General features: G+C 33.4%; 7 protein-coding genes. 3 read left to right on the forward strand and 4 right to left on the reverse strand.

Features of this window, described 5'->3' with window-relative positions; genetic code table 11:
- Positions 1-154 precede the first annotated feature (154 nt).
- Entirely contained in the window at positions 155-1,093 is a 939-nt protein-coding gene (locus EJ01_RS16170) for an NAD-dependent epimerase/dehydratase family protein (RefSeq protein ID WP_048082733.1), read from the forward strand.
- A 272-nt stretch (positions 1,094-1,365) separates the two neighbouring features.
- On the opposite strand, the gene EJ01_RS16175 is transcribed toward EJ01_RS16170, so the two are convergent.
- Both EJ01_RS16175 and EJ01_RS16180 read right to left on the reverse strand, forming a co-directional pair.
- On the reverse strand, positions 1,366-2,556 hold the full coding sequence (locus tag EJ01_RS16175; protein WP_052379780.1) for a DUF1972 domain-containing protein: 1,191 nt from the start codon (positions 2,554-2,556) through the stop codon (positions 1,366-1,368).
- 371 nt (positions 2,557-2,927) lie between these two features.
- Entirely contained in the window at positions 2,928-4,118 is a 1,191-nt protein-coding gene (locus EJ01_RS16180) for a nucleotidyltransferase domain-containing protein (protein WP_048082734.1), read from the reverse strand.
- A gap of 111 nt (positions 4,119-4,229) precedes the next feature.
- Here EJ01_RS16180 and EJ01_RS16185 point away from each other — a divergent pair, with 111 nt between their 5' ends.
- The gene (locus tag EJ01_RS16185; RefSeq protein WP_157197660.1) at positions 4,230-4,691 is read left to right on the forward strand and encodes an FxLYD domain-containing protein; all 462 of its coding nucleotides are present in this window, start codon (positions 4,230-4,232) and stop codon (positions 4,689-4,691) included.
- A 47-nt stretch (positions 4,692-4,738) separates the two neighbouring features.
- Here the strand turns inward: EJ01_RS16185 and EJ01_RS16190 are convergent, their stop codons facing one another.
- Entirely contained in the window at positions 4,739-6,538 is a 1,800-nt protein-coding gene (locus EJ01_RS16190) for an ABC transporter ATP-binding protein (RefSeq protein WP_048082735.1), read from the reverse strand.
- 300 nt (positions 6,539-6,838) lie between these two features.
- Positions 6,839-7,735, reverse strand: coding sequence for a phosphoenolpyruvate carboxykinase (ATP) (locus EJ01_RS16195; protein ID WP_052376294.1), 897 nt, complete (start codon positions 7,733-7,735; stop codon positions 6,839-6,841).
- Between the two features lie 537 nt (positions 7,736-8,272).
- Here EJ01_RS16195 and EJ01_RS16200 point away from each other — a divergent pair.
- A partial coding sequence (locus tag EJ01_RS16200) for a beta strand repeat-containing protein (RefSeq protein WP_048192907.1) occupies positions 8,273-12,788 on the forward strand: 4,516 nt, incomplete at its 3' end.

Below are 12,788 nucleotides of genomic sequence, written 5' to 3' on the forward strand. Positions count from 1 at the left end.
AAATAAATATTATTCATATAATATTCAATAATTTAATTAAAAAATATTGTTATTACACCAAATAGTACTTGTAATAACTAAATAAATAAAAAAGAAATATTATTTAACTAGTATTTAATAATTTAGCATATTCAAAACATTCAGAGGGTTATTAATGGAAACTCAAAAAATATTAGTAACAGGTGGAGCCGGATTTATAGGCACAAACTTAGTAAATGAATTAAAAAATAGAGGACATGAAGTAACAGCACTTGATTTACTTCACAATGATAGAAATGACTACATAAGAGCTGATGTTAAAAACTACAGGCAGCTTGAAAGAGTTTTTGAAAACAATAAATTTGATTATGTTTATCATCTAGCCGCTGAATATGGTCGTTGGAACGGTGAGGGCTATTATGAAAACCTTTGGGAGACTAATGTAATTGGAACCAAACACATGATACGGTTACAAGAAGAATTAGGTTTTAGGATGATTTTCTTCTCATCAGCCGAAGTCTACGGTGATTATAATGGAATCATGAGTGAAGATGTAATGGAAAACAACCCCATAAAAGACACGTACCAGATGAATGACTATGCAATAACAAAATGGGCTGGAGAATTAATGTGCATGAACTCTGCCACCATGTTTGATACAGAAACCGTCAGGGTGAGGCCTGTAAATTGTTACGGACCACACGAACAAGTACACCCATACAAAGGATTTATCCCCTTATTCATATACCATGCCCTATTTAATAAGCCATATACTGTTTATAAAGGTCATAAAAGAATAATTGATTATGTTGAAGATACTGCAAGAACATTTGCAAACATTGTGGATAATTTCAAATCTGGAGAAGCCTACAACGTAGGAAGCAAACAGGAATGGGAACACGACATCAAAGAATACTCAGACATGGTCTTGAATGCAGTCGGACGCGACGACTCCATAGTAACCTACAAAGAAGCAGAAAACTTCACCACAAAAGTAAAAACCATTGACTTCACAAAAGCAATAAAAGACTTGAAACACAACCCGCAAATTCCACCAGAAGAAGGAATCAAAAAAACTGTAGAATGGATAAAATGGTATTATAGAATAGAATAAAATTTTTTGATTTTATTAATGTGTATTACATTAAATTATAATTTTTATTATTTTAAAACTTATTAAAGTACTTTATTAATCTTAATTATAGAATAAACTTTTTTACTCCATTAAACTCCCTACTTTTAAACTTAAAATTAAATAATTATAAAATTAAAAAAAACCTTCTAGAATCTCCGGCTTTCATCGCATATTTCACAGTTAACCTATTATATTCAAATTGTTATTTAATTAACTTTATTTATTAGCCAAAAAATTCATTAATGGCATTATCATTTAGAATTTTTAGATAATATCATTTCACTATTAACTTCATTTCCAGTAGTAACAGATGTTATCAAAGCATTGTATTGATCAACAATTTTATCCCAAGAATAAACTTTTTTCACCCGATCAAATACTCCTTCCCTACATTCTAAATTATTAAATTCCTGTGATTCTACTAAATCAAAAGAAGCCTTTAATTCATTAGAATTATTGAAATACACTGAATATTTATCACAAACTTCACGGTTAAACACATTATCGTGTGCAATAATCAGGTTCTTTGAAACCATGGCTTCTAAAAGAGAGGGATTTGTACCTCCAACTGAATGTCCATGGATATAAGCACTGCAGTTTTGTCTAAGCATGTTTAATAACTCCATGTCATAAATACCACCAGTGAAAATGATTTTCTTATCTTCAGGAGCACTATTTAAAATTTCATTAATTTCATGTTCATATCGGAGATCTGCAAAATTACCAACTACAATAAGTGGTTTTTCTGTTTTACTCTTAAGATAACCTTCTACAATAATATCAATGTTATTTTCAGGTTCTAATCTTGCTACAACCAGGTAATAACTTGGATTAATCTTAACCCCTTTAAGACAATCTGAAAGTTTTTCTGAGTCCCATTTTACATTTTGGATTTCTGAGGCCCCATAAGAAATATAAATAGAGTTAGTATTGTATCTATTATCTAAATATTTTTTAATTTCTTTAGAATCAGCTATTAACTCATCTGCCCAGAAAACTGCGATTTTTTCACTTAATTTAAGTAAAAATTTTACTAATGAATTAAATTTATTTCTCCTCCATTCTATACCATCCGGATTTACCCATAAACTTTTTCCAAATAATTTAGGTATAAAAAAGAAGATTGCAGCACTGTACCCAAGCATATACACATAATCTGCATTTTTACTTGCCCATAATAAAGAATATCCATCATATAAAAATTCATAGATTATCCTAAATAAATTAATTTTTGGTGGTTTTATTGGGAAATAAAAAAGATGTACTCCGTTATATTCAGAATTTTTTGGGTCTGGAGCATATTCACAGCTTACATAAACATTATTACCTTTTTTTACTAGTTCAGTACTTATTATCTCAGCAAATTTTTCAAATCCTCCATAACGATTTGGTATTCCCCTGCTACCAATTATTGCTATTGAAGGTTTTTCTGTGTCATTCATTGTTTCATCTTTCAATAATTTTAGATTTATCTCTTAAAATTGGTTTATACTATCTAAATTTTATATTTCCAATATTGAAAGCTATTTAACGTGCTAATAATTAGATATAACTAAATTATTGGTAAACTTTATGTATTAATACAATAATACCTAATTAATATGATTTTCATGAATAATACTTAATTATAAACTGTAAATAGTTTTATTTAAAGATTTGTATTACAAAAAAAATAATAAATATTCTTTTTTTATTACAATAAATAAAATAAGTATGTCTACTTTATATTTATCAATGAAAAACACATATTTCTTAAGAATTTTAAAAATACATCTGTTAATAACCCCATAATTATCTTAAAAATAGGTAATATTTAAAGAGGGCCTTTACCATACCTTTTTAACAACAAAATAGGGCGAATTAAGTAGTATAACGGAAATAAAAATTTAGGTAAAAACATATCTTTAAAATCAGCATATGACGGGCTTGTTAAGCTTTTAATACAATCATTTACTGCATACAATACATTTTCTCTTTTCCTTAAATCAAAAAGTGATTTTTCAAAGATATTTACTGATTTTTGATTGAAGATCCTTCCTTCAATTTGAAATGAAAGTTTCTTTGCTTTTGAATCAGAAACAATATGATATGAAATTTCTTCACTAATGTTTAGCCCCAATATATTCCTTACTAAAATAAGATTTATGAATAAAATCCGTTTAATGCCCAATTTATCAGCTTTTTCTATAACCTGTGGCCAGTTTATATCACTAGTTTGAATTAACTCTGAAATATCACAAATCCAAGATAAATAATCCCAATGATGTTTAGCATTATGTAAACACAATATTAAAAGCAAATTCTCTGGAGAAAAGCTTAAAATATTTTGATTGTTCATATTTATTTCTACCAGTTCCTTTGGATCATATAATAAATTTTGACTGTTTTTAATTGAAATATGAGGCCCCTGGCTATTCCAATGGAATTCTATAAGAATTCCATTATTACTAACAAATAAACACTCACGTTGAGTTTTTATATATGTTAAATCATCTAAATTTTTAGCGCCAAATAATAATTTGTATCCATTAGAAGTAAGCAATTTTATGATATTTTGAATATCAGATTTATCTATAAATAGATCAATATCATTAAACTGCCGTAACCCAATATTTCCATAAGCCATTGAAGCCAAAACAGGCCCCTTATACGGAATCGCAGTTATGCCCTCAGACTCCAGTAGATCAAGAACCTTAATCAGTTCTCCAGTCATCATCAAATTTTTACAGACATTAACATTAAAATAATCCTTAAGCTCACCTAAAATATCTTCAGGAACCAGTTCGGGGCATATCAAATTAAGGTTATGATATAAAAGCGGCAGTAACCTGTGTCTCGATGCCAAGTCTAACAAATAATCCCAATCCAACTTTTTTTGAATTAAAAACAAAACTTTATCCCTAATTTCAGGATTCACATCTGTTCTAGCGCAGCAGAGAAGAAGTTCATCTTCAGGGCGCAGCTTTATAGTTTCATATTTATGAGTTGCATTAAATATTGACATTTTTGTGACCTGCGTAACATTTCGACAGTAATCTATTTATCAAACTATCTTATATTAATTTATAAATCCAACACACGTTTTAGTATTACTAAAGACTTAAGGAATAGTAAAATGGCTAAAAAATTAAATTTCAATAAAAAAATTTTGATACCGATTATATTCGTTGCCGCTTTAATGCTGGCTGCAACTGGGGCAGTATTTTTAGCAGGTATGTCTGGATTTGCAATCAATACCACATCCAACAGCACGTGGGGAGAAAAACAAATTTCAGTAGATGCAATAAATGTTTTAAACAACAGCACAATGGACACCTACGAGTACAATGGCACTAACTATTCATATCTGGATGGTTATGTGCAGAATAACAATGAATACGACGCTTTTAATGTTGTAATGAACGCAACTGCATATGATGAATCAGGTAATGTATTTGCCAGTAACAGCACTGTTCATATAAAATATAAAAATATTCCCGCAGGTGGAGAATCCTATTTTTATGTTATCTATCCTGATCCAGACAAGAAAATTACGCGAATTGAAGTAAACGTTGTTGATGCTAAAGCAGAACTTTAAATATTCCATTTAAATTTTATTTTTAATATTTATTATATAAAAATAAATCAAGACTGCAATTCATACAATGATTTAAAATATCCTTTTTCTTTTCCTAAAAGACTATCCCATGTTCCAAATTCAATAAGATTCCCACTTTCTATTAAATATATACTATCTGCACTGCGAATCGTAGACAAACGGTGTGCTATAACCAGTATAGTTATATTTCCATGGAGTTTTTCTATTGAACCCATTATCTTTTTCTCATTTTTAGAGTCTAAATTGCTTGTTGCCTCATCAAGTATCAAAAGGGAAGGTTCGCGCAGTAATGCTCTTGCTAAAGCTAAGCGCTGCCTTTCACCCCCAGATAATAAAACACCTCTATCTCCAATTAAAGTATCCAATCCTCCAGGGAGTTTTAAAACAAATTCATCTGCCGAAGCCAGCTTTAAAGCTGTTATAATCTCTTCTTCAGCTGCATTCTGTTTTGCAAGTAGTAAATTGTTACGTACAGTATCATTGAAAAGGAAAGTATCCTGCGCAACATACCCTATCTGACTTCGCCACGCCGAAAGGTTATCTTCAGATAAAACCTTGTTATCAATAAGTATATGTCCATTTACAGGATTTATAAGCCCCATAACCATGTCTGCAATTGTACTTTTGCCTGCACCGGATAACCCAACAACAGCAGAGGTTTGGCCTGCTTTAATGGTTAAATTCAAATTTTTAAGACTGAAAGATTCATCTGAACTATCATATGAAAATGAAACGTTTTCAAATTTAATTTCATCTTCTAATTTCACTTTACCTGTTTTCAATTTCGGTTCTGAAGCTTTTTCACATTCTTTCTCCAGATCCATAATTGTCACAAAGGCAGGTATCATGTTTATAAAATATTGATAACTCCTCTGAATAATTGAAAATCGAGGGATCATGCGGACAAAAAGGAAAAGAAGAATTAAAAGCTCTGATATAGAGAGATTCATAAAGCTTATCAAAATAAACACGATGATGCTTAAAATAATTACAGACCCCACATCAAATAAGAACCTAACATCAGCATAACTGTTAACTGCGTCGATATATTTACCTGCCACGCGGTCTGCCACATTCCCAAATGTTTCTATGTTCTTTTCTTCCATATTGAAGCTTTTAATGGTTTTCATCCCATCTAAATGTTGAATAGTGGATGAATACATGTTTTTGGAAGTATCAGACAAAGCTTCACCACTTCGCTGTGCAGAACTGGTCCTCCTTTTAAGTAAAAGTAAAAGGATGATACCCACTAAAAAAATCAGTCCTGTTATTAACCCAGATAATTCCAGCGCAAATATAAGATAAACTGCTAAAACAAAAATACTTGCAATTAAAGAAAGAAATTGATTGGTTCCAACTCCGATTCTTTCGATTTCATAAGTTAAAGCATGCGCAAAATCAGATGATCTCTTCTGTGTGAAAAAAAGCCAGTTAGAACCTGTAACTGAATTAAATAAACGTTTTCGTAGATATGCTGCAAATTCATACTGGATCTCAGAGCTTTTGAGTGTCTGTACTTTATAGAAAAGTGCATTCAAGCTGATTATAATTACATATATTACCAGCACAATTCCCAATGTAGGTTTTATCCCAATATAACTAAAAAATAGAGATACATAACCTGCTATTTGGCCCAGTGCACCTTGTTGAACGTCTAAACCCACTAACTGAAGTAAGGGTACAAGTAAAAGAAGTCCAATACCCTCTGTTAAACTGACAATAACCATCAACACCAGCACAAATACAGATTTTTCAGGCATTAACCTGGTTAAATCAGTGATGTATTTCCAGATATAATTATTTGCCCCTAATTTTTTTCGAGCCATAAGATCAACGAGAAACATTATTGATATATGTACAATTGTTGTCCTATATAATTAGTTTTCACAGTCAATTTGATTTAACTGTGAATAATTTCACAGATCATCAAGTTTAATATTTCAAAGTAAAACTAGCTTTGAGAAATCATCGATAATATTCCTCTAATTTCATCCAGTTATTTTATTAAACATCAACATTCAAATGAGTAAATTTTTAAATTTATAGGTTTTCAAAAACCAAAGATTTTTGATACCTGAACATCTATGTTCAAGGGTTTTCTACAGAGCTGTAAAATTAAAATTATCTTAATTCATTGTATCTTCTTCTACAATTTTTACAAGCTTATGAAGTTTGTCTAAAGAATTACCAATATTTAAACGTTTCACAGGTACATTTTTTACAATAGTTGCATATTCAGCCAGGTTTGCAGACTGTTCAGCGCTTTGAAAAATATTAGCACAGTAAGAATTCCTGATTAGTTCTATTAATGATTCTTGAGAACTTAAATCAGCTACTCCTATTTTATCATCTTTTTCAATTATATAAATCCGTTTTAGGGGCAGATTATCCTCTGAAAATTCATGAGTAAAACAGGACCTCTTTTCTGATTCTGAATGGATCCTTGGAAAAGCTTCTAAATCATCATTAAACATTTCAATAGTCTCCGGCCATAATTTGATCCTTGGAAAACCCGAGAATACCACAGGGTTTCCATTTTTATCGAATTCAACACTTGAAATATCATCACAAACTAGAGGATATCCTTTATTAATTAGTGCTGCTGTTGTAGTGGATTTTCCGCCGCCGTTAAATCCCATAAATGCAACTGCACCTCCATTTATATTAACTGTACTGGCATGGAGTACCAAACGGCCGCGTTGGTGAAGCAGTATTCCAAATGCAGGACCTAAAATCAATGCCCTTAAAAAATTTTCTTCAATTCCAGTGAAGGGGTTTACTGTTATTTCTTTCCCTTGAGTAATTTCACAGATCTCTATATCATTCCATATTAAAAAAACAGAATTTTCAGTCATTTTGAACCTGCTGGCAACTCTGAAAATACCTTCAGATAATATGTTTTTTGATGATGAATCAATCTTTCCATGTCTTATTTTAACATCAGTTCCATGATTATCTTTATTAAGCTCTGGAAAATTAATTGTAGATTGAATTGATAGCCCGTGGGCTTTATAGAAAAACATTTTGAATCACCAGTAGTTTTTTATAACTATCCACTTTTGTTATATACTTTTTCAGCCAGTGTGATATTTTTCACACATCGCTGAATTTTCAACTATTTTTCCCACATATTTTCACATTCCATTTTAAAAAAATAAGCAGTATTATTTAATAAATATTTGTTAATAGTACAAATTTTTGCCTATCTAACTTATTTTGTATAAATACCACTTTAATGCCCGCATTAGAATATATTAAACTAGTATAATAAGATGTATGGCATTAAACTAAATAATTTTTAATTTCACCAGATTAAATGTAATGAAATAGTATTAATAATTGTGTAGATGCTTAACACTATAAAAAAACATTTATAAGATGTTTTCACATTATTTAACTATATAGTATATATAATCGTGAAAAAACTCACAGAAAACACATGATTTTTTAGCAATTTTCACTAATTTTCACAGAATTACGATCACAATCACTTATGGGAAGAATTTCATGATTAATTTTCACATTAAAAAATAATTCTTATAAAAGCAAGGAGAGGTAAAATGATTAAAAATACAAAAGGGGGTGGAAAGGTTAGAAAATATGCAGTACTAACAATATTTACATTTATTTTTGTTTTACTTGCATGTAATGCAGCTGCAGCAGCAGATACATCGAGCAACAACTCATCTACACTGCAAACACATGAACAGCTCCAAAATAACTCTCAATTAACAAATAATCAATCATATACAACTTCTAATTCACAAAAAACATCTAAAAACACGACTCAACTGAAAAATATCACAATTACCTGGAAAGTCGAAAGATGTAATTCAGGAGGGCCATTCTCCGGAGTTACGATAACAGTTAAAAATAATGGAACCACACTGGCAAGTACAACTACAAAAAAAGATGGGACTTATACTGTAAATTTCCAGAGCATATATACCTTATTCCAGGTAACTGCAAGTAGTACTGGACATAACCCTTCCACTAAAAATATAACTGTAAGCAGCAACGGCAGTTATTATAGAACTGCTAATTTTAAACTTGGAGCCGACAATATTTATATTGATGATAACTGGGCGAATTACCGCAACGGTAGATCAGTACAATTTTATGATGGAACAACCCATACAATCGGCTCAGATGCATTTGACACAATAAGTGAAGCTGTTTCTAATGTAAATGCAGGCGGAACCATCTACATTGCAAATGGGACATATACTGTTCAAGGAGTATCCATTAATAAAAACCTAAACATTATCGGTCAAAGCAGAGATGGTGTTATCCTAACTGGAGGAAATAGTAACAGAATATTCGCTATCTCCAGCGGTAGAACTGTTACAATTTCAAATATAACCTTTACAAATGGACTTGCAAGTAATAGTAACGGTGGTGCAATCCAAAATAATGGGGGCACTTTAACCTTAAATAATTGTGCTTTCACAAGTAACAAGGCTACTAGAACTGGTTATTGGGATAATAATGACGTTTATGGTGGTGCTATCTATAGTACAGGTACCTTAACAATAAGAAACAGTAATTTTACAAGCAACACTGTAACATCAGGTTCAAATAATTATGCTTACGGTGGAGCTATTTACAATAGCGGTACTTTAACTATAACTGGCAGCAATTTCACAAGCAACACAGCAACCACATATGGTGGAGCTATTATCAATTATGGTACTTTAACCATAACTGGCAGCAATTTCACAAGCAACACAGCTTACGACGGTGGTGCCATTTCTAATGGTGATACAGGTACATCCCCTACAGGTTCTCTGACTATAACTGGCAGCAATTTCACAAGCAACACTGCAACTTCAGCAGGCGGAGCTATATGGACACACGGTACATGTAATGTGACTGGCAGCAATTTCACAAGCAACACTGCAAATGATTCCGGAGGAGATACAGCAAAAGGTAGTGGTGGAGCTATTCGTAACTGGGGTACCTTAACTGTGACCGGAAGTAATTTTACATGGAACTCTGCCACCACAAATGGTGGTGCCATTTCCAATTACCAGGGTACAGCCAATATCAACTTTAATAGAATTATTGGAAACGGTGCTAATGATATTAATGCTGAATACAACGGCGGCACTTCTACTGTAAATGCTGAAAACAACTGGTGGGGTTCAAACACAGGAGCAAGTGCAGGAAGAGTTACAGCTGCAAATAGCGCTTCAGTAGATGCTAATCCCTGGATTATTTTAAAAATAAATGCTTCACCTACCTCAATTCTTGTTGGAGGTACCTCAGCCGTTACAGCAGATTTGACCTGGAATTCTAATAATATACAGCCTACTGGAGGTCGTGTTCCAGATGGAACTGTTAATTTCTCAGGTACTTTAGGATCTGTAAATCCTACTAGTGGAGTCATGGTTAATGGATTAACAACAACAACCTTTACTGCAGGTAATACATCAGGCACTGCAACAGTAAGTGCAACCTTAGATGGAGTTACTGTAAGCACACCAATTACCCTAAGGCCAGTTGCTAATTTAGAAATTACCCAGACAGTAAATTCCCCTGTAAATGTGGGCAGCACAGTGACCTACACTGTAACTGTTAAAAATAACGGGCCAAATACAGCCAATAATATTAGAATACAGGATTTAATTCCAGCAGGATTTACTGTTGACACACATGGAGTAGGAAGTTACAGCAGTGGAATATGGACAATACCAAGCCTTGCAAACGGTGAAAGTGTAATATTAACTATAACTGGAACAGCCACAGCTTCCATGGCAGGATTAACAACCAGCAATACTGCAACAGAACTTGACCAGACAGAAGAACATACATCCCCATTACCTACAAGCACTGCCGGAGTCTACACTAAAAAAGCGGACGTTAAACTGACTCAAACTACAAGCAGTACTCCAGTAAATGTAGGTGATACTGTAACATACACAGTTACAGCCACTAACCGCGGGCCAGATACAGCCACCAACATTAATATTAGAGATATTATACCTTCTGGATTAACTGATTATGTAATAACCCCTTCTGCAGGAACAACTTACAGCAACGGAATATGGACAATACCAAACCTCATAAACGGAGGAATAGCTACTTTAACTATAGCTGGTAAAGCTGGGGCTGACATGGCAGGACTTACAACAACAAACACAGCTACCCGAATCAGCCAGACTGAATATAACAGCGAATCAGCCACAAGCACCAGCAGTGGAATTTATGTTAAAAAGGCAAATGTTGTAATTACAAACACTGCAAATTCAAGTAAGTTGAATGTAGGCCAAACTGGGACATTTACAGTTACAGTAACTAACAACGGGCCAGATACCGCCACAAATATTGTTATAAACGACCCATTGCCAAATGGGTTTAGCGCAAGCGTGACTGGCGGAACTTACAGTAATGGGGTATGGACAATTAACAGTCTAGCAAGCCAACAGTCAGTAACTTTAACATTCACAGGATTAATAACCTCTGCAATGGCAGGGACAAACATAGTAAACCATGCTACAGAAACACAAACTGAATATCCTCCTGCGGTGATTTCAGATGCTACAATACACGTGAACAAAGCAAATGTGGTTGTCACCATCACCCCTAGCAATAACCGCCCGAATGTAGGTCAAAGTTATACTTACACTGTAACTGTAAAAAATAACGGTGACGACGATGCCACAGACGTAACCGTATCAGGCGCTGTACCTGATGGTTTAACATTAAACAACTACCATATCAGCATGGGGTCATTTACCAGTAATGGATGGTACATAGGAACACTCGCAAGTGGAAACACTGCCATTTTAACAGTTACTGTAACACCACAAAGCAGTGCTGCAGGTCAAGATATAACAGCTGCAGTAACTGAAACACAAAATGAATACCCACAAACCAACAGTGCGACATCCACTGTGCACGTGCCAAAGGCAAATGTAGCTATAAGTAAAACAGTGAATGATGTCAGTAAAGCCATTGTAAACGTAGGTAACACCATAACTTATCTTATAACTGTTACCAACAACGGGCCAGATTCAGCTACAGGATTACAAATAACTGACCTGGTACCCTCAGGTTTATCTAATCTGGTTTATAGTGCCAGCACAGGCACATACAGTTTAGCTACAGGACTATGGAATATAGGCACTTTACTAAACGGTGAAACTGCAACACTGAGCATCACTGGAAAAATCACATCAGCCATGGCAGGACTAACCATTACTAACTACGCCACCATTACAGCAGAAAATGAATACAGCAGTTTACCAGTAGTATCAGCAGCAGATGTTTACACTAAACTTGCAGAAGTTCAACTCAGCCAGACTGCCACTCCAAAGGCAAATGTTGGAAATACCGTAACTTACAAAGTATATGTTACAAATAATGGGCCAGATACAGCCACAAATATAATCCTCAGTGATATTCCTCCATCACAGCTGAGCAACTTACATGTTACACCATCAATCGGAACTTATAGTGATGGCGTATGGACCATACCCAGTCTCGCTAATGGGGAAACCGCAATATTAACCATAACTGGAACAGCTACATCATCAATGGCAGGTAAAAGTACAAGCAACACTGCTACTTTAACCGCACAAACAGAATACGACCCAAGTACAATAGGCGATTCAACAACTGCCAGTGTTTACACTAAGGAAGCTGATGTTGCTTTAAGCCAAACTGGAAGTTATTATGGAAATAAAGTAACTTTCATAGTCAAAGCTACAAATAACGGGCCAGATTCAGCTACAAATATAAATATAAAAGACTTGATTCCTACAGGGCTAACTGGAGCAAGTGTAAAAGTAAGTGTTGGAACTTATGACTCAACAACAGGAATATGGACCATACCAAGCTTAGCTAACGGAGAAGTTGCAATTTTGAATATAACTGGAAATGCGACACCTCAAACAACTATAGGTAATATTGCTACTAGAACAGCACAGGATGAATATAATAGCGAAAATAACACAAGCAAAATTAGTATTTATGTACCTAATGTGAATTTGTATATGTATAATTATGCTTGGTATAGTGGTGTTTATACGTATAATTATAAACAACAGATAGTAATGCTGGCACAAGTAAATA

This window comes from Methanobacterium veterum (assembly GCF_000745485.1).
GTDB classification, from domain to species: Archaea; Methanobacteriota; Methanobacteria; order Methanobacteriales; family Methanobacteriaceae; genus Methanobacterium_D; species Methanobacterium_D veterum.